We start from the raw sequence: 21,733 nt of genomic DNA, 5'->3' as shown, positions 1-21,733 counted from the left end.
CTGCTCCCGCAACCACATTTAGATTGAATGCTTTATAGCGTTAGATCATGCGACACTAGCTCAGCTGGTAGAGCGCAACCTTGCCAAGGTTGAGGTCACGAGTTCGAGCCTCGTGTGTCGCTCCAAATAAAATAAAGCGCTGAATTATATTCAGCGCTTTTATTTTCTTTAAAATTAATGCTGTGAAGCATTAACCCCACGTAAATTCTGCTCTTTTAGAACATTCTGATTCATATCTAACCATAGAATCAATAAAGTTATCTGCGTTGGCTACATATCCACATGGAATGTTGTTGCAGAGGGCTAGTTATATGTGTCATTACCATATAATCAACAAACTTATCCACAAAAAAAAGATTGTGGATAAGTCTGTTAGTAGTTTTTAAATGAGCATTCAATAAATACACCAAAGAAAGATCTTATCTTGAAATATTGATCGTTAAATTATTTTATTTATTTTAACTCGTTGATATTAAAAGGTATTTGTTTTCTTCTTGCATCTTTTTCATTGTTTGTAAAGATCTTTTATCTTGACTTCTTTGATCCTTATCATATTCCTGTCTTGTGTTTAACTTTTTTATTGTTTGTCCTATTTACCGACCAAAATAATGTTTTCCACATTAATTCCGATCGACTTCAAATTTAATTAAGAGGCTAATTTGGATTATGCATCTCTTGGGAGCCCTTTCTCTATAATACGAATTAAGCGTTGTTCTTTTCGTTTTATATTTATTTGTTGTGAGTTTTGTTGCTCGATAGCCCAATGGATGTGAATATCTAAATTTGTATCGAATCCGAGTCTATTTTGTAGTGAAAGAATGATATCGGGAGAATGTGGTGCATTTCCTAGAGCAATTGAAATATTACGTAACCATTGCGTATGACCAATACGACGAATCGCTGACCCTTCCATATATTTTAAAAACGAATCTTCATCCCAATCAAATAGGGCAAGTAGATCTGAATTATTTAAGGAGTCTCTACGATGAAAATCAGATTGTTGGGTTATTTCTGCTTCTCTGTTCCAAGGGCAAACAAGCTGACAGTCATCACATCCATAGATACGGTTCCCCATTAATGAGCGAAACTCTTCTGGAATTACGCCACTATTTTCTATGGTTAAATAAGAGATACAGCGTCTTGCATCAATAACACCATTGTCTAAGATGGCGTTAGTTGGGCATGAACTAACACAAGCGGTGCATTTGCCACATTGATTTTCGACAGGAGCATCAATAGGCAGTGGTATATCAACTAACAGCTCTCCTAAGAAGAACCAAGAGCCTGCATCCTTATCTAACAGAAGGGAATGCTTACCTGTCCAGCCAAGCCCGGCTTTTTCAGCCAGAGGCCTTTCTAGGATGGGGGCTGAATCGACAAAAGGGCGATAGCCTAATTGCTCGACTTCAGTTTCAATTTTTTGACCTAATTTTTTCAGCTGATTACGAATAAGTTTGTGATAATCACGTCCTAAAGCATAACGACTAATATAAGCTTGCGTTGGATCGCTTAAATTACTGGCGAAACAGGCTTCAGGTGGAAGGTAATCCATACGGGCACTGATGACGCGAATAGTTCCAGGGTGTAATTCATTAGGTCTTGCTCTCATTAGACCATGACGGGCCATCCAGTCCATGGAACCATGATAACCGGCCTCAAGCCATTGTTCTAAAGCGGCTTCATGTTGAGATAAATCGACGTCACAAATCCCGACTTTTTGAAAGCCGAGTTCTTGTGCCCAAAGTTTGATATTAATAGCGAGTTCTTGATAGTCAATTTTCACGAGAGATTACATTTTTTTATTACAGTATAATGAGTAAAAGTTTATCATATAGAGAAGATAACTCGTAATTTGGTACTGTTCATTAACGTACTGTTGAGTGATATTCATATATAGAAAAGGTAGCTTGCGTATAAACATTCGCCGTATTAAATTGTGAATCTGATACCAAGTCCATCAATTTAGACAATTAAAATAGTGAAATTAGTGAATAATGGAACGCTTTGAATTTAATTTAGCTACTGAAGACGACACTGTCGAGTTCGGTAGACAGCTTTCTCAAGCTTGTACTCAACAAACAACGATTTTCTTACATGGTGATCTTGGCGCGGGTAAAACGACGTTTAGCCGAGGATTTATTCGTTCATTAGGTCATGTAGGTAATGTAAAAAGTCCAACATATACTTTGGTTGAACCTTATGAATTGGATAAATGGCAAGTATATCATTTTGATTTATATCGTTTAGCTGATCCTGAAGAATTAGAATTCATGGGTATACGTGACTATTTTACCGATGATGCGATTTGTTTGGTTGAATGGCCTGAGAAAGGGGAAGGGTTATTACCCAATCCTGATATCGATATTGAGCTTCGCTATGATGGTGAGGCTCGTCATGTCGTGATCACGGGTAATAATGAATATGGCTGCAGTTTACTTCAACGGTTGGATTTGTGTTAATCGGTAAATATCTTCGTACAATTGGGTGTGCATTACTTGTATTTATATCTACGAGTGTTTTTTTTGTTTCTGCAAATACATTAGAAGGCGTTCGTGTTTGGCCTTCGCCAGATGAAACTCGTATCGTTATTGATCTGAATTCAGAAGCGAACTATAGCTATTTTACATTGAGTAGCCCTTCTCGTTTAGTTATCGATCTTAAAAATACCAACCTGAAAGCAAAATTACCGCTAACGGTTAGTGATAGTAATGTTTTAAGTAAAATCCGTAAGAGTTCACCTCCTTCAAAGGGGACGACTCGTTTGGTTTTTGAACTTAAGCATTCTGTCGAAGCTAAGTTATTTAAATTAGCCCCTACGCCTGGTGGTCAATATGGTCATCGTTTGGTTATGGACCTACCTCATAACGCAAACAATAAAGCGGAAGTAAATAAACCTATTCCCAATAAGCCATCAACCCCAATTATCAATTCAAATATGAATCATATAATAGGGAATGGCGAAATTGTTGTCGCGATTGATGCGGGACATGGTGGTGAAGATCCTGGCTCTATTGGGCCAACTCGAAAATATGAAAAGCACGCTACTCTCGCGATATCTAAGAAAGTGGTTGCACGAATTAATGCTCAGCCTGGAATGAGAGCGGTATTAACTCGAAGTGGTGATTATTTCGTTAACTTAAATAAACGAACGGAAATTGCTCGAAAAAATAAATCGCACTTACTTGTTTCTATTCATGCGGACAGCTTTCGCTCACCAAAGCCTCGCGGGGGTTCTGTGTTTGTGCTCAATACACGTCGAGCGAATACAGAAATTGGTCGTTGGGTTGAAAGGCATGAGAAACAATCTGAATTGCTTGGTGGTGCTGGTGATGTATTAGCGAAAAACAGTAATGATAGAAACGTGAGTCAAACATTGTTGGATTTGCAATTCAGCCATTCTCAGAAGGAAGGGTATAAGTTAGCCGTTGATGTTCTAGGAGAAATGGGTAAAGTCATTAAGCTTCATAAAAAAGCACCTGTTAATGCGAGTTTGGCTGTTCTTAAATCTCCGGATATTCCTTCAATCTTGATTGAAACTGGATTTATTTCAAATCCAACAGAAGAGAAACAGCTATTTCAACGAGGTCATCAAGACAAAATAGCGAGAGCTATTTCAAATGCAATCATTCGTTACCTTAATGAAAATCCACCTCAAGGAAGTCTTTTAGCTGCACAAGAGCAACAGAGTGTACATAAAGTTCGTTCGGGTGAGTCGTTATCATTGATTGCTAAAAAGTACGGTACGACAACGGCAAAATTAAAGAGTGTAAATAAACTTAAAAGTACGAGTTTAGCGGTTGGTCAACTGCTAACTATCCCAAGTAACAAACCGGTTTATGTTGCGCCAAAAACAAATACATCAAACGTAAGTACATCAACAACGCAATCTCGTAAGATCATTACTCATAAAGTTCGCTCTGGTGAGTACTTAGGTAAGATAGCCGCAAAATATAAGGTATCGACGAGCAGCATTCGCTCACTAAATCGATTAAAGTCAGATACTTTATTTGTTGGGCAAAAATTGAAGGTGAGCATTGTTGCTCCTATTCAAAAGCATACGGTGAAACGTGGTGAATTTTTAGGTAAAATTGCATCTAAATATGGTGTCACTGTATCGAGTATACGAACAGCCAATAAATTACGTTCAGATGAGCTAGCTGTCGGACAGGTGCTTATTATCCCAACCAGTTAATCAAGGATATGGTTATGCCAATTCAAATCTTACCCGCTCGACTGGCCAACCAAATTGCGGCGGGTGAGGTTGTGGAACGCCCTGCTTCGGTTGTCAAAGAATTGGTTGAAAATAGTATCGATGCAGGAGCGACTCGCATCGATATTGATATCGAAAAAGGGGGCAGTAAACTCATTCGCATCCGCGATAATGGGTCTGGTATCCCTAAAGATGAACTGACATTAGCATTAAGCCGTCACGCGACCTCAAAGATTACGACTCTTGATGATCTTGAAGCGATTGTTAGTTTAGGGTTTCGTGGTGAAGCTTTGGCATCAATCAGCTCTGTTTCTCGATTAACGCTTACCTCACGTACTGTTGCACAAGAAGAAGCGTGGTCTGCACATGCTGAAGGGCGAGATATGGAGGTTAAATTAAAACCAGCTGCTCACCCTGTTGGGACAACCATTGATGTTGTCGATCTATTCTTCAATACTCCTGCCCGTCGAAAATTTCTTCGTACCGATAAAACTGAATTTACTCATATTGATGAGTTGCTTAAACGTATTGCATTGAGTCGATTAGATATTACGATCAATTTACGTCATAACGGTAAATCGGTTCGTCAATACCGAGCAGCTCAAACGAAAATGCAAGTAGAGAAACGTTTAGCCGCCGTATGTGGCGCGAGTTTTTTACAGCATGCATTAGAAGTTGAATTGGAGCATGGAGATCTGCTCTTTCATGGATGGATTTCATCTCCAGAAGGTGCTCGTGCCCAAGGTGATGTTCAATATTGTTATGTGAATGGTCGTATGATGAAAGATAAGTTGATTAATCATGCAATTCGTCAAGGGTATGAATCAAGCCTTTCTACGAATCAGTATGCGGCTTATATTTTATTTATTGAGATAAATCCACATGATGTAGATGTGAATGTTCATCCAGCAAAGCACGAAGTGAGGTTTCACCAAGCACGGTTAGTGCATGATTTTATATACCAAGCTATTTATGGCGCTTTGCAACAGGCGGCATCTTTACTTGAGGTAACAACGACATCAGATATTGAAATGGATAGGGAATCTTATTTTCCACCAATGAAAGATTATGTTCGTCAATCCTCTCAGCCGCTAACTGATGCTCATATTGAGAACAAATCAAAGCAATTGAAAGAAGCGGTCGAAGCAACACCGAGTTACCCAAATAAAGCGTCTTCAGATGAGTGGGTATCTAAAGCAAAACCATCAATGTCTAAAGCGTATCAAAGTGAAAAACCGTCCCAAAGAGAATTGAATAACTACCAACATTTATTAACAACGCGAGATCGTGAAAACAAAACATCTAATTTTGAAGTTAACGAAGTACGAATCCCTGAGATTTCAGAGGCGAAACATAACACTGTTGTTGTGCCTCAATTGAAAAGTGCGGTGTCGACTTCTATGCTATTAGGGAAAGTGTTAAGTGTTGTTGATAAGGTGTTTGGGCTGCTTCAATTAGGTAATCAATTGCAATTGGTTGATCTACGCTATGCTGAATTTATCAAAAGTTATGGCCAATTAAACTCGGCTCATCATGAAGCGTTAAAAGCTCAACCGTTATTGATTCCATTATCGATAGGGATTGATAAAGATATTTGTAACAAACTCACAGAGTATCAAGGTATATTGAAACAACTTGGTATTGATCTTAAAGTGAAAAATAACGCAAATTTGATAGTTATGGCGGTTTGTCAGCCTATCAGACAACAGAATTTACAACAATTGATCCCGAATCTGTTAAGGTATATTTATCAGATTAATCCATCGTTGGATCAAGTGATTAGCTGGCTTTCTCATCAAGTACAACATGATGAAGCGTGCTATAGCTCAGCACAAGCAATACAACTTGTGATGGAATTAGAGCAGTTGTGGGGTAATGAATTATCTCAATTTAATAATAAACTGCTAAAAAACATAGATATTACTCAGGCGATACAAGCATTTAGTCATGAATAAAGCATTACCTCAAGCCATCTTTTTGATGGGACCAACTGCATCAGGGAAAACGGACTTAGCAATTCAATTGCGAAAACGTTTTCCAGTGGAGTTGATAAGCGTAGATTCAGCCCTTATCTATAAAGGTATGGATATTGGTACGGCGAAACCAAATGAAGCGGAACTTTTACAGGCTCCTCATCGTCTTATTGATATTCTCGATCCGGCAGAGAGCTATTCAGTTGCTGAATTTCGTCGTGATGCCTTAAAAGAGATGGAAGAAATTGTTGCTCAAGGAAAGATACCTTTATTAGTAGGCGGTACAATGTTGTACTACAAAGCACTGCTAGAAGGTCTTTCACCATTACCAGCAGCGGATGCTGACATTAGAGCTCAAATTGAGCAAGAAGCGGAAACATTGGGGTGGGAGGCGATGCATGATCAGTTAAAAGAGATTGATCCTGTATCCGCTGAGAGAATTCATCCTAATGATCCACAACGACTTTCCCGAGCGTTGGAAGTGTTTCGAATTTCGGGTAAAACATTAACAGAATTAACCCAAGTTAAAGGTGATGCTTTGCCTTATCAAGTGCATCAATTTGCGATTGCACCTAAAGAAAGAGCAGAAATTCACCGTCGTATTGAACTGCGTTTTGATAATATGATGAAAGGCGGTTTTGAAGAAGAAGTTCGTTCTCTTTATGAACGAGATGATCTTCATGCCGATTTGCCATCAATTCGTTGCGTAGGTTATCGACAAATGTGGGAGTATTTTGATGGGGAAGGCACATTAGATGACGCGATTTTCCGCGGTATTTGTGCGACTCGTCAATTGGCCAAGAGACAAATCACCTGGCTACGTAGCTGGAAAGACTTAACTTGGCTGGATAGTGACAATATTGATGGTGCCCTACAAACGATTTCTGATCGTTTAGATAAGAAACAAGCACAATAATGTATCAATGTTGTTTAACTTCAGAGCGTTTAGTCATAAGCTAAAGACTAATAGCTAAATAAAATTACAATTACAAACCAAAAAGGAAAAAAAAATGGCTAAAGGGCAATCTTTGCAAGACCCATTTTTGAATGCACTGCGTCGCGAAAGGATTCCAGTGTCTATTTATTTAGTGAATGGGATTAAATTACAGGGACAAATCGAATCATTTGATCAATTTGTTATCCTATTAAAGAACACAGTAAATCAAATGGTATATAAGCATGCGATTTCTACTGTTGTTCCTGCTCGTGCTGTAAGCCATCACACTGCTAGTGATCGACCACAAGGCGAGCGCCCACAAGAAACAACAGAAGAGTAAGACTATTTTATTTTTAAATAGACAATCTGTTAAGGAGTTAGCGCTTGTTTGACCGTTATGAATCCGGTGAACAGGCTATTCTTGTGCACATCAGCTTTACTTATGAAGGGGAGTTGGAAGATCTCAACGAGTGTAAAATGTTGATATCTTCTGCTGGAGCCAACACATTAGGTGTTGTGACGGGGACCCGTCAATCTCCACTCCCTAAATATTATGTTGGTTTAGGTAAAGCACAAGAAATTGCCGATATGGTTCGAGCTAAGAATGCGGATATTGTGATTTTTAATCATGCGCTTTCTCCTGCTCAAGAACGAAATTTAGAGGCATTATGTGAATGTCGAGTGATAGACCGCAATGGGTTAATACTGGATATTTTTGCTCAACGTGCACGAACCTATGAAGGTAAGTTGCAAGTCGAGCTCGCACAATTACGTCATATATCTACTCGATTGATCCGAGGATGGACACACCTTGAACGCCAAAAAGGCGGGATTGGTTTACGTGGTCCTGGTGAAACTCAGTTGGAAAGCGATAGACGATTATTACGAGATCGTATTAAAGCAATTCAACGTCGATTGGCTAAAGTCGCAAAACAACGCGAACAAGGTCGTCGGGCAAGATATCGTGCAGAAATCCCAACCATTTCTTTAGTTGGTTATACTAACGCAGGTAAATCTACGTTATTTAATCGAATTACAGAAGCGGGGGTTTATGCCGCTGACCAGCTGTTTGCTACGCTTGATCCTACATTACGTAAGATAGACGTTACAGATGTTGGTACAGCAATACTTGCTGATACGGTGGGCTTTATACGTCATTTACCTCATGATCTTGTTGCCGCGTTTAAAGCGACACTTCAAGAAACACAAGAAGCAAATATCTTGTTACATGTTGTTGATGCCAGTGATGAACGCTTTCGTGAGAACATTGAAGCGGTAGATATTGTTCTAGAAGAGATAGATGCCAATGAGGTACCTTATCTTCTCGTAATGAATAAGATTGATGACTTAGAAGATCAACAACCACGAATTGACCGTGATGAAGAGGGTGTTCCTCGATGTGTTTGGGTTTCAGCAATGGAAGGCGAAGGCATTGATTTACTTTTTCAAGCATTAACGGAGCGATTAGCAGGGCAGATGGTAGAGCATACATTGCGGTTACCTCCTGAATTGGTTGGGCGTTTTCGAAGTAAATTCTTTCAAATGCAAAGCATTATAAAAGAAGAATATCAGGATGATGGCAGCTTGCTTATTGATATACGTATGCAGCAAGTTGATTGGTCTAAGTTAGAAAAACGTGAAGAGACTCCGTTAAGTTATTTTTTAATGACTGACGAGAGTACACCGAATTCTTTATCTTCATAATTACTTTGGAGTTTTCTAATGGCGTGGAATGAGCCTGGAAATAACAACAATAACAACAATAACGGCGGTGGCGATAATAAAGACCCTTGGGGTAATAAAAATCGTGGCGGTCGTGATCAAGGTCCACCAGATCTTGATGAAGTATTTAATAAGCTAAGCCAAAAACTAAGCGGTAAGTTTGGTGGTGGCAATAAAGGCGGAAACAATAAAGGTGGCAGTGGCTTACCTTCATTTGGTAATGGTGGCGCAATTGGCTTAGGTCTAATTGCTGTTGTCGCAATTGCTATCTGGATATTCTCTGGTTTCTATACGATTGGCGAGAGTGAGCGTGGTGTTGTTCTACGTTTAGGCAAGTACGATCGTATGGTTGATCCAGGTCTAAACTGGAAACCAACTTTTATTGACCAAGTAACAGCTGTAAACATTCAATCGATTCGTTCATTAAACTCAAAAGGGTTAATGCTAACAAAAGATGAAAATGTAGTCACAGTTGAAATGGGTGTTCAATATCGAGTTGCTGACGCAAGAAAATATTTATATACCGTAGTTAATGCTGATGACAGTTTACGTCAAGCAACTGATTCTGCACTTCGTGCTGTAATCGGTGATGCTAAAATGGATGATATCTTGACCAGTGGTCGTCAAGTGATTCGTCAACGCACTCAAGAAACACTGAATCGTATTATTGATAAATACGATATGGGGTTAATTGTTGTAGACGTTAACTTCCAATTAGCTCGTCCGCCGGAAGAAGTGAAAGCGTCGTTCGATGATGCTATCGCAGCTCGAGAAGATGAAGAGCGTTTCATTCGTGAAGCAGAAGCGTACAGTAATGATATTCTACCTAAAGCGACAGGTCGTGCTGAACGTTTGAAGAAAGAAGCTCAAGGTTATACTGAACGTACCGTCAACGGAGCTATTGGTCAAATTGCTCAGTTTGAAAAACTGTTACCTGAATACAATAAAGCGCCTGAAGTCACACGTACTCGTCTGTATCTTGATACGATGGAACGTGTATACAGTAATACAAGTAAGGTTCTGATTGATTCGGAATCTAATGGTAATTTGTTGTATCTTCCATTAGACAAAATGGTAGGCAATCAACAAGGGTCTGCTAAATCTTCTCCTAAAACATCAACATCATCATCTAAAAATTATGATTTTGAGTTAGAGAAAAATGGACAACCAGATCCAAAAGCGAATACTACAGGCCGTACTTCAACTCGTGAAGGGAGATATTAATCATGCGTAAGTTAATGATCCCAACGCTTATCGTTGTTATCGCTATTTTCTTAATGTCACTATTTGTGATACCAGAAGGCGAACGCGGAATAGTTACTCGATTTGGCCGTTTGATTAAAGATGATAATCAAGTTACACGTATTTATGAACCTGGCCTGCACTTTAAAATGCCAATGTTCGATCGTGTAAATACATTAGATGCTCGTATTCAAACAATGGATGACCAGTCAGACCGTTTTGTAACATCAGAGAAAAAAGACGTTATTATCGACTCGTATGTTAAGTGGAAGATCAAAGACTTTGGTCAATTCTATCTAGCAACAGGTGGCGGTAACATCTTAACGGCAGAGTCATTATTACAACGTCGTGTATCTGATGGTCTACGAGCTGAGATCGGCGGAAAAACAGTGAAAGAGATCGTTTCTGAGAAACGTGAAGAAGTAATGGCAACAGTACTTCTTGACTCTCAAGAAGGAACGGGTGATTTAGGTATTGAAGTGATTGATTTACGAATCAAGAAAATCAACTTACCTGAAGAAATCTCTGAGTCTATTTACCGTCGTATGCGTGCAGAGCGTGAAGCGGTTGCTCGTAAGTTACGTTCTCAAGGTCGCGAAAAAGCCGAAGTTATTCGTGCTCAATCAGAACTTGAAGTGGCTACTATCATTGCAGAAGCAGATAAAACAGCACAAATTACTCGTGGTAATGCGGATGCGAAAGTAGCAAAACTGTACGCTGATACGTTTAATAAAGAACCTGAGTTCTTTGGTTTTATTCGTTCATTACAAGCGTATGAAAAATCATTTAACAGTAAGAATGACATCTTAGTGCTTGATCCTAAGACGGACTTCTTTAAGTACATGAATGATCCAATGGGTGGGAAATAAATCTTATTTTAGATTTTAACTTACTTTAATAACAAGGTCCTACGGGGCCTTGTTTTGTTTCTGAAGGAAAAAGAAATGAGTAATGCAGTGTGGTTAGCGATTGGTGGTGTGCTTATTGTTGAGGGATTAGGTCCATTAATTGCCCCTGATGGATGGCGAAACATGGTCGCTCAATTAAGTGAGCAACCGAATAATACGTTGCGTCGTATTGGTGGCTGTTTAGTGGTTTCTGGTCTTGTTATTTGCAGTATGATGCTTTGAGTTTTTACCTAAATATAAAATCGTAATCTTGTTTTTGATTTCATTCAAAAAAATAAATAATGATATTGTGTAGATTGACAGCGCTTTATTGTGAAAGTGAGATTTCGCTTAAAAATAACTGAAACATTTTTCTATCAATGCTAGAATCCATTTTTAACTAACAAGCAGACTTTGGAAAGATGGGAAATAACGTAGTCGTTCTGGGCACCCAATGGGGTGACGAAGGTAAAGGTAAAATAGTAGATCTTTTAACTGAAGATGCAAAGTATGTGGTTCGCTATCAAGGCGGTCACAATGCAGGCCATACTCTAGTTATCGACGGTGAGAAAACCGTTCTACACTTAATTCCATCAGGTATTTTACGCAATAATGTTGAATGCATTATCGGTAATGGTGTAGTGCTTTCACCTGATGCCTTACTAAAAGAAATGGCGCCACTTGAAGCGCGTGGCATTCCAGTTCGTGAACGCCTATTCATTTCTGAAGCTTGTCCTCTAATTCTTCCTTACCACATCGCATTAGACCAAGCGCGTGAGCTTGCTCGTGGTAATAAAGCAATTGGCACAACTGGTCGTGGTATCGGTCCAGCGTACGAAGATAAAGTATCTCGTCGTGGTCTACGTGTTGGCGATCTGTTTGATAAAGTGACTTTTGCAGAAAAACTAAAAGAAGTAATGGAATACCATAACTTCCAATTAGTAAATTACTATAAAGTAGAAGAAGTAAATTACGAAGAAGTACTTGAGCAAGTGATGAGCTATGCTGATTTACTTGTATCGATGGTTATTGATGTTACTGATACTCTTGATGCAGCGCGTAAGCGTGGCGACAAAATCATGTTTGAAGGTGCTCAAGGTACGCTTCTAGATATCGACCACGGTACATACCCATATGTAACTTCTTCGAACACAACCGCTGGTGGTGTTGCTGCTGGTTCTGGTTTTGGTCCTCGTCACTTAGGTTACATTCTAGGTATTACCAAAGCATATTGTACTCGTGTAGGTTCAGGTCCATTCCCTACAGAGCTATATGACGGTCTAGATAAACAAGACCCAATTGGTAAGCACTTAGGCGATGTTGGTCATGAGTTTGGTGCAACAACAGGCCGTTTACGCCGTTGTGGTTGGTTCGATGCTGTTGCTATGCGTCGTGCAATTCAAATCAACTCATTATCTGGAATTTGTCTAACTAAACTAGACGTTTTAGATGGCCTAGAAGAGCTAAAAATCTGTACTGGTTACAAGATGAAAGATGGCTCTTTATTAGAAGTTTCTCCAATGGCTGCTGAAGCATTTGAAGAAGCGACGCCAGTATATGAAACTATGCCTGGTTGGTCTGAGAATACATTCGGTGCACAAACAATCGAAGCGCTTCCACAAGCGGCTCTAGATTACATTAAGCGTATCGAAGAACTAACAGGTGTTCCAATTGACATTATCTCTACTGGTCCTGACCGTAATGAGACAATCGTTAAAGTACACCCATTCGAAGTTTAATAACGAACGAATGAATAAAAGCCAGCTCATGTTCATGTAGCTGGTTTTTTTGTGCCTGAAATTTGAGAATAGATATAGAATTCGATCTAATCGGTAGCGTGATTTTTGTGTTTTTCATCTTTATCAATAACTTATAACTATGGGCAAAAACTTGCCACGAAAGGCAAATTTTGTCTAAAGATATTGCCGCTTACGTCGATATAATAAATACAGTTATAAAGAGTTGATGAATATGAAATTACGACATCTCGTCGTTGCGTGTATGGTGGCTTTAGCGCCAACGCATGCATCGACTAAAGAGATCGGAGAACCGGTCCCGATCTATACCGAAGATCAATTATTTAGATTATTTGATACGAACTCACATTTAACGCGAGTTCAAAAAGTAGATAATTGCCAACTAGTTGAAGATATTGTCGCCCGTGCAACAAAAATAGATTCTCCAGCTTATGAATTCTTGTATGGAGATATGTTGGCGTGGGGGGTTTGTGTTGACCGTGATGTAGAGCTTGGCCTCTATTATATGGAAAACGCAGCCAGACAAGGGTTACCTGCCGCATTAGAGCAAATTGGACGATACTACTCTAAAGGCACCTTAGTTCAGCAAGACAGAGAAAGAGCGATACCTTACTTACGTGAAGCCGCTGCAATGGGAAATCTTAATGCCCGTATTAGTTTAGCTGAGTTGCTTTTGAGTGATTATGGAAGTCCATTAGACTATGAAGATGCGTATCGATGGTTATACAATTCGGTTACGTCAGATGGGCGCAAACACCAACGTATTGCCAATCTTCGTGATGGATTAGAAATGCGAATGCCAGGAAATGTCATTGCTAGAGCAAAGCGTCGAGATACGTTCTGGTAGTGTAATTAAAATATTCGCATTAAGTTAACCTTAATGTAAACATCAGCTCTAAAAAAGCAGCATTGATAATATATCAATGCTGCTTTTTGCATTTTTAAGGTTATAGAACTTTATGAGGACCAAAACATTCATAGTGAATGCGATCTTCAGAAACCCCAAGCGCGATTAGCTGTTTAGCAACATGCTGCATAAATCCAACAGGGCCACAGAAGTAATAGTGACCATCATCAGAAATGATATCTTCTTTAACTTCAGTTAGGTTAATTAAGCCACTGAATTGAAAATCTTGACCGATTTTATCCATTTCTTGTGCTTGGTTATACCAAGTGTAAGCCGAAATATGCTCATGCTTTTCAGCTAAAGCAGAAATGTGTTGCTTGAACGCATGTTGAGAGCCATTTTCTGTCGCATGCAACCAAGTTACTTTTTCTTCATGCTTAGTGAGTGTTTCTAACATAGAAAGAGTCGGCGTTAAGCCTACGCCTGCTGAAATAAGCGTAACTGGTGTTGATTTCTCAACGTCTAAGAAAAAATCTCCAGCGGGTGCCGTAAGGTTTACTTTATCACCAATATTAAGTGAACTGTGTAGGTAGTTTGAGGCTTTACCACCTTCTTCTCGTTTTACGGAGATGCGATATGTTTTTTCTTGAGGCGCAGAAGATAAACTGTATTGGCGCACTTCTTGGTTTTCGAATTCTTCAGGATTTAAATAAATACCAATGTACTGACCAGGTTTATATGAAGAGACGGTAAGATCATCTGTCGGCATAAATGTGAAACTAGTGATGTATTCACTTTCTTTTTCTTTTGCAACTAATTCAAATTCGCGCAGGCCACGCCATCCACCCTCAAGTACATCATTTTCTTGGTAGATTTGTTCTTCACGTTGGATAAATACGTTAGCAAGAATGCCATAAGCTTCAGCCCATGCATCGAGAACTTCTTGACCAGGAGAGAACATCTCATCCAATGTTGCAATTAAGTGGCCGCCAACAATATTGTATTGTTCAGCAGTAATTAGAAAACTCGTGTGTTTGTGGGCGATTTTTTCAACGGCAGGAAGAAGGACCGCAAGATTTTCAATGTTACCAGCATAAGCACAAATAGCATTGAATAGCGCTTCACGTTGATCGCCATTGCGTTGATTGCTCATGTTGAAAATATCTTTTAGCTCAGGGTTATGATCAAACATACGATCATAAAAATGAGCCGTTAATGCTGGACCTGTCTGAGCAAGTAATGGAATAGTCGATTTAATGATATCAATAGTATTTTTGTTAAGCATTTGGCTGACCTGTTTAATTTATATTTATAGTATGAATGTAAAGTTGTATTTATAATGTATGTTATAAGTTGTATCTAAAATATATCTTTTAGTCAAGAGAAGAATTACAATGAAAAAACAGGATAGGAGAGCATATGCAACTTACAAACTTTACCGACTTTGGCCTTAGAGCCTTGATATACCTCGCTTCACTACCAGAAGGGGAGCTTACAAGTATTACTGTTGTGACTGAAACTTTTGATGTCTCACGTAACCATATGGTCAAAATAATTAATAAATTAGGCCAAGAAGGGTTCATAAAAACAGTAAGAGGCAAGAATGGAGGGATCTGTTTAGGCCGGCCAGCAGATCAGATTGTTATTGGTGAAGTGATACGATCTATCGAGCCTTTTAACATTGTAAATTGCGCGCCCGAATTCTGTCATATTACTCCTGCGTGTCGTTTGAAAACGGCGTTAGCTAAAGCAAAACAAGCGTTTTTAGATGAACTTGATCAACATACAATTCAAGATATGTTGACAGAAAATAATGAATTATTGATTTTGTTAAAACGAGTGTAATTACTGATACTTTCCTATCTGTTGTTTCTATACTCAGGTACAATTACCTTATTATCTCCCCTGACTAAGCAGGTCGCCTATGTCTAAGATTATTCAAAACGATCCTTTCAAAGATCGAGAAGCAGAAAAGTACGAGAATCCAATTCCAAGTCGTGAGTTCATTCTTGAATTTTTCCAAAAAGCAGAAGCGCCTTTAAATCGTAATGACTTATTCGAAGCCCTAGGTTTATCTGGTGAAGATAACTATGAAGGCTTACGTCGTCGTTTAAGAGCAATGGAACGAGATGGGCAATTAGTCTTTACTCGTCGTCAGTGTTACGCGCTACCTGAACGTATTGAAGTATTGAAAGGCCTTGTTCTTGGTCACCGTGATGGCTTCGGTTGGATCCGTCCTGAAGGCAGCATTGGTAAAGATAACGATGTGCTTTTGCCTTTCCACCAAATGAAAAAAGTCATTCATGGTGATGTGGTATTAGTGCAACCAACGGGTACCGATAAACGAGGCCGAAAAGAAGGTCGTGTTATCCGTGTATTAGAGCCTCATAACGATGGCATTGTTGGTCGATTCTTTACGGAAGATGGATTAAGTTTCGTTGTGCCTGACGATTCGCGTATTAACCAAGATATCTTCATTCCTAATGAGCATAAAATGAGTGCTCGTATGGGAAATGTTGTTGTGATTAATATCACTGACCGTGGTGGCCGTGCTCGCGGCATGTCAGGTCATGTTATTGAAGTTCTTGGTGAGAATATGGCACCGGGAATGGAAATTGACATTGCACTTCGTACTCACAATATTCCTCATGTATGGCCAGCTGCGGTTGAAAAACAAGTTGAAGGGCTAGCAGAGGAAGTGCCAGAAGAAGCAAAAGAAGGTCGTGTCGATCTTCGTGAACTGCCATTAGTCACCATTGATGGTGAAGACGCTCGAGATTTCGATGATGCGGTATTCTGTCAAGCAAAAGCCTCAGGTGGCTGGCGCTTATGGGTTGCGATTGCCGATGTTAGTTATTACGTTCGTCCAGAAAACGCATTAGACAAAGAAGCGATTCAGCGTGGTAATTCAGTTTACTTCCCTGCTCAAGTGGTTCCGATGTTACCGGAAATCTTGTCTAACGGTTTATGTTCATTGAATCCTCAAGTTGACCGTTTATGTATGGTGTGTGAGATGACTATCTCTGCATCAGGAAAACTATCAGGCTTTAAACATTACGAAGCGGTGATGAACTCACACGCGCGTCTTACGTATAATAAAGTAAGCGACATTCTTGATGGTGACGAAGAGCTAACTCAACGTTATGAACCGCTGGTTCCGCACTTGAAAGAACTGCACAACATGTATCAGGTGCTAAAAACAGCACGTGAAGCGCGTGGTGCCATTGAATTTGAAACCATTGAAACTAAATTTATTTTCAATGCTGAACGTAAAATTGATCGCATCGAACCTGTGATTCGTAATGACGCACATAAAATCATCGAAGAATGTATGATTTTGGCGAACATCGCTTCAGCGACCTTTGTAGAAAAAGCAAAAGAGCCAGCGTTGTACCGTGTGCATGAAGCGCCAGGTGAAGAACGCTTAACGGGTTTCCGTGATTTCTTAGGAGAACTGGGTTTAAGCTTATCTGGTGGGTTAACGCCATCTCCGACAGATTACGGTCAATTAGTTCATTTGATTGCCGATCGTCCAGATAAAGAATTGATTCAAACGATGTTACTGCGCTCAATGAAACAAGCGGTATATAACGCAGATAATCAAGGTCACTTTGGTTTGGCTCTTAAGCGTTATGCGCACTTTACATCGCCAATTCGTCGTTACCCTGATTTATTATTGCATCGTGCTATTAAGTATCTTATTGCAAAAGAAAAAGGTCATAACACCGATCGTTGGACACCAACAGGCGGGTATCATTATTCGTTTGATGATATGGATGTGTTTGGTGAGCAATGTTCAATGACAGAGCGTCGTGCAGACGATGCGACACGTGATGTGTCTGATTGGTTGAAGTGTGAATACATGCAAGACCATATTGGCGAGGAACTAGAAGGTGTGATTGCGAATGTTACGGGCTTTGGTTTCTTTGTTCGATTGAATGAGTTACACATTGATGGTCTGGTACATATTTCATCTTTGGCAAATGACTATTATCAATTTGATGCTGCGGGTCAGCGTTTAACGGGTGAGAGCTCTGGTCAGATCTTCCGATTGGGTGATCAAGTGACGGTGAAAGTGCTTGCTGTTAACTTAGATAGTCGCAACATTGACTTTGAATGCACAACCTCAATGCGTAAAGCGCGTGGCCAAGGCAAAACAGCCAAAGACAATGCAAAGAAGCGTGATGATAAAAAAGCCCCTCGCCGTGATCCTAACTTTAAAGCGAAAAAAGGCGATAAAGTTGAACCAAAAGGTCGTGGTCAATTAGGTGATCGTAAATCCAAAGGTAAGGGCAAAGTTAATTCAAAAGCTCAAGCCATGGTTGAACCAACAAAGCGTCCTGACAGCTCTGCTGAAGGTGCTCCGGCGAAGAAAAAACCAAGACACAAGAAAAAAGTACGCGCAAGAAAGCCGAAGCCAAAGGCTGAGTAAGTAAACATTCGATGATGAGGCAACGTTGCCTCATTAGCTCCACTAATTTGTAATAGAAAGAAGCGATAACATGAGTAATGAATTTCTTTTTGGTATCCACGCAACCAAAGCTGTATTAGAGCGTGATCCTGCCCGTTTCATTGAAATCTTTGTATTAAAAGGTCGTGAAGACGATCGTTTATTACCGATCATCACTGAACTGGGTGAGCTTGGATTTAAGATCCAAGAACTTCCACGTAAAACGTTAGACGACAAAGCGAAAGGTGCAAATCACCAAGGTATTATTGCTCGTGTTACGCCTGCTAAGCAGTTGAATGAACGTGATTTAGACGACATCATGGATAAAACAGAGAATCCATTATTCTTAGTTCTTGATGGTGTAACTGATCCTCACAATCTTGGTGCTTGTTTGCGTAATGCTGATGGTGCAGGTGTGGCCGCTGTTATTGTTCCTAAAGACAAATCAGCATCAATGACAGCAACAGTAAGTAAAGTTGCTTGTGGTGCGGCTGAAATGGTGCCTCTTGTACGTGTAACTAACTTGGCTCGTACTATGCGTGCACTTCAAGAGAAAGGTGTATGGTTTGTTGGTACTGCTGGTGAAGCGACGCAAGATGTATTCCAATCGAAGTTAACGGGTCCATTAGCTATTGTTATGGGTGCGGAAGGAGATGGCATGCGCCGTCTAACTCGCGAGACTTGTGATGACTTGATTAAAATCCCTATGGCTGGCTCTGTAACCAGTTTAAACGTTTCTGTAGCGTCTGGTGTTTGTTTGTTTGAAGCCGTACGTCAGCGTTCGTTACAAGACTAAATAGTCTATAAAAACAACTAGCTAAGAGTGAGGGTAATGATCATTTCATTGCCTTCTTTTTTTATACTAAATTAACAAAAATATTTTTGTGATTTAGGTATCTTTTTCTTGCTAATAACGCTGTTTTTCTATACTATCCGCCGTTCTTAATTCTCAGTCTTTTTTTTAGTTCCTTGCTTCCCTTGGATGACTGAGCCAATCGTGGAAGCTGAATAATCCGTAAGGAGCAACCAATGCGTCATTATGAAATCGTATTCATGGTGCATCCTGATCAAAGCGAGCAAGTTGCTGGCATGATCGAGCGTTACACAGGTTCAATCACAGAAGCTGGTGGTACTATCCACCGTCTAGAAGATTGGGGTCGTCGTCAAATGGCTTACCCAATCAACAAGCTGCATAAAGCACACTACGTTCTTATGAACGTTGAGTCTGAGCAAGCTGCAATTGATGAACTAGAAACTGCATTCCGTTACAACGATGCTGTTCTACGTAACATGATCATGCGTACTAAAGCTGCGATCACTGAGCCATCAGTAATGATGAAAGCTAAAGAAGAGCGTACTGCTAAGCGTGAAGACGCTGCACCACGCGCTGAAGAAGCTGCTGCTGAGTAATTGATTTGATGACCAATCGATTGGAGTTAAGCGGTCTTATCGCAAAGGCTCCGGTTCGAAGTCTTAGTCCTGCGGGCATACCTCATTGTCATTTTGTCATTGAGCATCGTTCGGTTAAACAGGAAGCTGGCTTATCACGTGAAGTCTATTGCAGAATGAACGTGGTAGTTAGTGGACAAGGGTCTCAAGCTTTAACTGCAAACTTGGCTCAGGGTAGTAACGTTATGGTAGGTGGTTTTATCACGTACCAGACAGGCCGAAATGGTGTGTCTAGAGTAGTGTTACATGCTGAGCATATTAAATTCATTTAGATCTGGAGATAGCCCATGGCTCGTTTCTTCCGTCGTCGTAAATTCTGCCGTTTTACAGCAGAAGGCGTACAAGAGATTGACTACAAAGACGTAGCAACTCTAAAAAACTACATCACTGAAGCTGGTAAAATCGTACCTAGCCGTATCACTGGTACTCGTGCTAAATACCAACGTCAGCTAGCTCGCGCTATCAAGCGTTCTCGTTACCTTGCACTTCTACCGTACACAGATAAGCATCTGTAAGTCGATAGCGGTTTAAATAAGTTTATAGAGGACTAAGATAATGCAAGTTATTCTACTTGATAAAATCGGTAACCTAGGTGGCCTTGGCGACCAAGTTAACGTTAAAGCTGGTTACGCACGTAACTTCCTTATCCCACAAGGTAAGGTTGTTATGGCAACTAAAGCTAACGTAGAGATGTTTGAAACTCGTCGCGCTGAATTAGAAGCTAACGTTGCTAAGCAACTAGCTGCTGCAGAAGCTCGCGCTGAGTCTGTTAACGCTCTAGAAGTTACTATCGCATCAAAATCTGGTGACGAAGGTAAACTATTCGGTTCAATCGGTAATCGTGACATCGCTGACGCTGCTACAGCTGCTGGCGTTGCAATCGCGAAAAGCGAAGTTCGTCTTCCTGAAGGCGCTCTACGTACAACTGGTTCTTTCGAAGTTAGCATCCAACTTCACTCTGAAGTATTTGCTACATTGAAATTAGAAGTTGTTGCTGCTGAGTAATCAATAGCCAACTAATAATTTTAAACGCCAGCACTCGTGCTGGCGTTTTTTTATGTTTGAATTTAATATCTAATTAATGACCTTAAAATAAATGGTCACGTTATCTCTTCTCTTTATTTCTGCTTGAAAATCCCTCATTGTTAACTTGAAAAAAATTCATAATCAGATCCTTGACTTTGAACTCTATAACATACATTCTGTAGACATATAGACGTCCAAAAATGATGTCACGGATGATAGAGTTTTGTAGTATTCCTTTTAATACTACAGCAGGGAGAGCAAGACATGGCCTATTCACACGCAAGCCACTTAGAGTCGTTAAATCAAAATATTGCAGAGCTTAATGGCTGTATCAATGTATCTTTTGAGTTTTTTCCACCAAGTTCAGAGAAGATGGAAGAAACGCTCTGGAACTCAATTCATCGTTTAAAAACACTAAAACCAAAATTTGTGTCTGTAACGTATGGGGCTAATTCTGGTGAACGTGATCGTACCCATTCCATTATTAAAGAAATTAAAGAGCAAACGGGTCTTATTGCTGCTCCGCATTTAACGTGTATTGATGCAAGCCGTTCAGAGTTAATCGACATTGCGAATGATTACTGGGCAAATGGTATTAAAGATATTGTTGCATTGCGTGGTGATATTCCAGCGGGTGGTGGTGCACCAGATATGTATGCTTCAGATTTGGTTGAACTGCTAAAATCTCAACATGATTTTGATATTTCAGTGGCTGCATTTCCTGAAGTACACCCAGAAGCTAAAAGCGCACAAGCGGATTTATTAAACCTAAAACGTAAAGTAGATGCGGGTGCTAACCGTGCGATTACTCAGTTTTTCTTTGATGTGGAAAGCTATTTACGTTTCCGTGATCGCTGTGTTTCTGCGGGCATTGATGTTGAAATTATTCCAGGTATTTTACCCGTTTCAAATTTCAAGCAAGCCTCACGTTTTGCTAAAATGAATAACGTAAGAATCCCAGGTTGGATGGCTCAGCAATTTGAAGGCTTGGATGATGATCCTGTGACTCGTCAAATGGTTGGGGCAAGTCACGCGATTGATATGACGCGAATTTTAAGTCGTGAAGGCGTAAAAGATTTTCACTTCTATACGCTAAATCGTGCAGAACATACCTATGCTCTTTGTCATACATTAGGGGTTCGTCCTGACGTTAATCGTTAATGATAATGTATTAAGAAAAACCGCCATTTGTGGCGGTTTTTTTGTTTGTATAAGATGATTTCTTAACGTTAA

General features: G+C 39.9%; 21 protein-coding genes and 1 tRNA gene. 20 read left to right on the top strand and 2 right to left on the bottom strand.

Annotation, left to right across the window (positions count from 1 at the left end; translation table 11 throughout):
* The first annotated feature begins 49 nt into the window (after positions 1-49).
* Positions 50-125, top strand: a tRNA-Gly gene (locus tag AACV33_RS09755).
* Between the two features lie 539 nt (positions 126-664).
* Here the strand turns inward: AACV33_RS09755 and queG are convergent.
* Entirely contained in the window at positions 665-1,777 is a 1,113-nt protein-coding gene (gene queG, locus AACV33_RS09750; protein ID WP_023604134.1) for a tRNA epoxyqueuosine(34) reductase QueG, read from the bottom strand.
* Positions 1,778-1,994: 217 nt separating this feature from the next.
* Between queG and tsaE the strand changes: the two genes are divergently transcribed.
* The 11 genes from tsaE to motX all read left to right on the top strand — a co-directional run bounded on the left by tsaE (position 1,995) and on the right by motX (position 13,575).
* Complete coding sequence (gene tsaE / locus AACV33_RS09745) at positions 1,995-2,459, top strand: tRNA (adenosine(37)-N6)-threonylcarbamoyltransferase complex ATPase subunit type 1 TsaE (protein WP_012551217.1); 465 nt, start codon at positions 1,995-1,997, stop codon at positions 2,457-2,459.
* Positions 2,453-4,192: a LysM peptidoglycan-binding domain-containing protein gene (locus AACV33_RS09740; RefSeq protein ID WP_182699267.1), complete on the top strand. Its 1,740-nt coding sequence runs from the start codon at positions 2,453-2,455 to the stop codon at positions 4,190-4,192. Before tsaE ends, AACV33_RS09740 begins: the two co-directional genes overlap by 7 nt.
* A 14-nt stretch (positions 4,193-4,206) precedes the next feature.
* Complete coding sequence (gene mutL / locus AACV33_RS09735; RefSeq protein WP_182699266.1) at positions 4,207-6,165, top strand: DNA mismatch repair endonuclease MutL; 1,959 nt, start codon at positions 4,207-4,209, stop codon at positions 6,163-6,165.
* A complete protein-coding gene (miaA, locus tag AACV33_RS09730; RefSeq protein WP_017022676.1) occupies positions 6,158-7,099 on the top strand; it encodes a tRNA (adenosine(37)-N6)-dimethylallyltransferase MiaA in 942 nt (313 codons plus the stop codon). The genes mutL and miaA overlap by 8 nt, the downstream gene beginning before the upstream one ends.
* A 94-nt stretch (positions 7,100-7,193) precedes the next feature.
* Complete coding sequence (gene hfq / locus AACV33_RS09725) at positions 7,194-7,460, top strand: RNA chaperone Hfq (RefSeq protein WP_017022675.1); 267 nt, start codon at positions 7,194-7,196, stop codon at positions 7,458-7,460.
* 44 nt (positions 7,461-7,504) lie between these two features.
* Complete coding sequence (gene hflX, locus AACV33_RS09720) at positions 7,505-8,824, top strand: ribosome rescue GTPase HflX (RefSeq protein WP_017022674.1); 1,320 nt, start codon at positions 7,505-7,507, stop codon at positions 8,822-8,824.
* An 18-nt stretch (positions 8,825-8,842) separates the two neighbouring features.
* On the top strand, positions 8,843-10,066 hold the full coding sequence (gene hflK, locus AACV33_RS09715; protein WP_023604137.1) for an FtsH protease activity modulator HflK: 1,224 nt from the start codon (positions 8,843-8,845) through the stop codon (positions 10,064-10,066).
* A gap of 2 nt (positions 10,067-10,068) precedes the next feature.
* A complete protein-coding gene (gene hflC, locus AACV33_RS09710) occupies positions 10,069-10,953 on the top strand; it encodes a protease modulator HflC (protein WP_017022672.1) in 885 nt (294 codons plus the stop codon).
* Positions 10,954-11,028: 75 nt separating this feature from the next.
* Entirely contained in the window at positions 11,029-11,214 is a 186-nt protein-coding gene (locus AACV33_RS09705) for a DUF2065 domain-containing protein (RefSeq protein ID WP_012551209.1), read from the top strand.
* A gap of 179 nt (positions 11,215-11,393) precedes the next feature.
* The gene (locus AACV33_RS09700; protein WP_017022671.1) at positions 11,394-12,710 is read left to right on the top strand and encodes an adenylosuccinate synthase; all 1,317 of its coding nucleotides are present in this window, start codon (positions 11,394-11,396) and stop codon (positions 12,708-12,710) included.
* Between the two features lie 226 nt (positions 12,711-12,936).
* Complete coding sequence (motX, locus tag AACV33_RS09695; protein WP_422107277.1) at positions 12,937-13,575, top strand: flagellar protein MotX; 639 nt, start codon at positions 12,937-12,939, stop codon at positions 13,573-13,575.
* A gap of 100 nt (positions 13,576-13,675) precedes the next feature.
* Here the strand turns inward: motX and hmpA are convergent, their stop codons facing one another.
* Positions 13,676-14,860 carry an NO-inducible flavohemoprotein gene (hmpA, locus tag AACV33_RS09690; RefSeq protein WP_023604138.1) on the bottom strand — a complete coding sequence of 395 codons (1,185 nt, stop codon included), beginning with the start codon at positions 14,858-14,860 and terminating at the stop codon, positions 13,676-13,678.
* Between the two features lie 134 nt (positions 14,861-14,994).
* On the opposite strand from hmpA, the gene nsrR reads away from it, so the two are divergent.
* The 8 genes from nsrR to metF all read left to right on the top strand — a co-directional run bounded on the left by nsrR (position 14,995) and on the right by metF (position 21,661).
* The gene (gene nsrR, locus AACV33_RS09685; RefSeq protein WP_023604139.1) at positions 14,995-15,420 is read left to right on the top strand and encodes a nitric oxide-sensing transcriptional repressor NsrR; all 426 of its coding nucleotides are present in this window, start codon (positions 14,995-14,997) and stop codon (positions 15,418-15,420) included.
* A 79-nt stretch (positions 15,421-15,499) separates the two neighbouring features.
* On the top strand, positions 15,500-18,007 hold the full coding sequence (gene rnr, locus AACV33_RS09680) for a ribonuclease R (RefSeq protein WP_023604140.1): 2,508 nt from the start codon (positions 15,500-15,502) through the stop codon (positions 18,005-18,007).
* Positions 18,008-18,077: 70 nt separating this feature from the next.
* Entirely contained in the window at positions 18,078-18,821 is a 744-nt protein-coding gene (gene rlmB, locus AACV33_RS09675; RefSeq protein ID WP_017022666.1) for a 23S rRNA (guanosine(2251)-2'-O)-methyltransferase RlmB, read from the top strand.
* Between the two features lie 233 nt (positions 18,822-19,054).
* The gene (gene rpsF / locus AACV33_RS09670; RefSeq protein ID WP_012551202.1) at positions 19,055-19,435 is read left to right on the top strand and encodes a 30S ribosomal protein S6; all 381 of its coding nucleotides are present in this window, start codon (positions 19,055-19,057) and stop codon (positions 19,433-19,435) included.
* Positions 19,436-19,443: 8 nt separating this feature from the next.
* Entirely contained in the window at positions 19,444-19,746 is a 303-nt protein-coding gene (gene priB, locus AACV33_RS09665) for a primosomal replication protein N (protein WP_012551201.1), read from the top strand.
* Positions 19,747-19,761: 15 nt separating this feature from the next.
* Complete coding sequence (rpsR, locus tag AACV33_RS09660) at positions 19,762-19,989, top strand: 30S ribosomal protein S18 (RefSeq protein WP_005421136.1); 228 nt, start codon at positions 19,762-19,764, stop codon at positions 19,987-19,989.
* A 40-nt stretch (positions 19,990-20,029) separates the two neighbouring features.
* Positions 20,030-20,479, top strand: coding sequence for a 50S ribosomal protein L9 (gene rplI, locus AACV33_RS09655; protein ID WP_012551200.1), 450 nt, complete (start codon positions 20,030-20,032; stop codon positions 20,477-20,479).
* Positions 20,480-20,764: 285 nt separating this feature from the next.
* On the top strand, positions 20,765-21,661 hold the full coding sequence (gene metF / locus AACV33_RS09650) for a methylenetetrahydrofolate reductase (protein WP_012551199.1): 897 nt from the start codon (positions 20,765-20,767) through the stop codon (positions 21,659-21,661).
* Positions 21,662-21,733: the final 72 nt, after the last annotated feature.

The sequence above is a fragment of the Aliivibrio sp. SR45-2 genome (assembly GCF_963890165.1).
GTDB lineage: Bacteria > Pseudomonadota > Gammaproteobacteria > Enterobacterales > Vibrionaceae > Aliivibrio > Aliivibrio salmonicida.
The sequence above is the reverse complement of the archived record's forward strand: the minus strand, read 5'-3'. Positions and strand labels throughout refer to the sequence as shown.

Bases quoted from the DNA above. Each gene is read 5' to 3' on its own strand.
- tsaE (WP_012551217.1), top strand. From the start codon at position 1,995: ATGGAACGCTTTGAATTTAATTTAGCTACTGAAGACGACACTGTCGAG.
- mutL (WP_182699266.1), top strand. From the start codon at position 4,207: ATGCCAATTCAAATCTTACCCGCTCGACTGGCCAACCAAATTGCGGCG.
- miaA (WP_017022676.1), top strand. From the start codon at position 6,158: ATGAATAAAGCATTACCTCAAGCCATCTTTTTGATGGGACCAACTGCA.
- hfq (WP_017022675.1), top strand. From the start codon at position 7,194: ATGGCTAAAGGGCAATCTTTGCAAGACCCATTTTTGAATGCACTGCGT.
- hflK (WP_023604137.1), top strand. From the start codon at position 8,843: ATGGCGTGGAATGAGCCTGGAAATAACAACAATAACAACAATAACGGC.
- hflC (WP_017022672.1), top strand. From the start codon at position 10,069: ATGCGTAAGTTAATGATCCCAACGCTTATCGTTGTTATCGCTATTTTC.
- AACV33_RS09705 (WP_012551209.1), top strand. From the start codon at position 11,029: ATGAGTAATGCAGTGTGGTTAGCGATTGGTGGTGTGCTTATTGTTGAG.
- AACV33_RS09700 (WP_017022671.1), top strand. From the start codon at position 11,394: ATGGGAAATAACGTAGTCGTTCTGGGCACCCAATGGGGTGACGAAGGT.
- motX (WP_422107277.1), top strand. From the start codon at position 12,937: ATGAATATGAAATTACGACATCTCGTCGTTGCGTGTATGGTGGCTTTA.
- hmpA (WP_023604138.1), bottom strand. From the start codon at position 14,860: ATGCTTAACAAAAATACTATTGATATCATTAAATCGACTATTCCATTA.
- nsrR (WP_023604139.1), top strand. From the start codon at position 14,995: ATGCAACTTACAAACTTTACCGACTTTGGCCTTAGAGCCTTGATATAC.
- rnr (WP_023604140.1), top strand. From the start codon at position 15,500: ATGTCTAAGATTATTCAAAACGATCCTTTCAAAGATCGAGAAGCAGAA.
- rlmB (WP_017022666.1), top strand. From the start codon at position 18,078: ATGAGTAATGAATTTCTTTTTGGTATCCACGCAACCAAAGCTGTATTA.
- rpsF (WP_012551202.1), top strand. From the start codon at position 19,055: ATGCGTCATTATGAAATCGTATTCATGGTGCATCCTGATCAAAGCGAG.
- priB (WP_012551201.1), top strand. From the start codon at position 19,444: ATGACCAATCGATTGGAGTTAAGCGGTCTTATCGCAAAGGCTCCGGTT.
- rpsR (WP_005421136.1), top strand. From the start codon at position 19,762: ATGGCTCGTTTCTTCCGTCGTCGTAAATTCTGCCGTTTTACAGCAGAA.
- rplI (WP_012551200.1), top strand. From the start codon at position 20,030: ATGCAAGTTATTCTACTTGATAAAATCGGTAACCTAGGTGGCCTTGGC.
- metF (WP_012551199.1), top strand. From the start codon at position 20,765: ATGGCCTATTCACACGCAAGCCACTTAGAGTCGTTAAATCAAAATATT.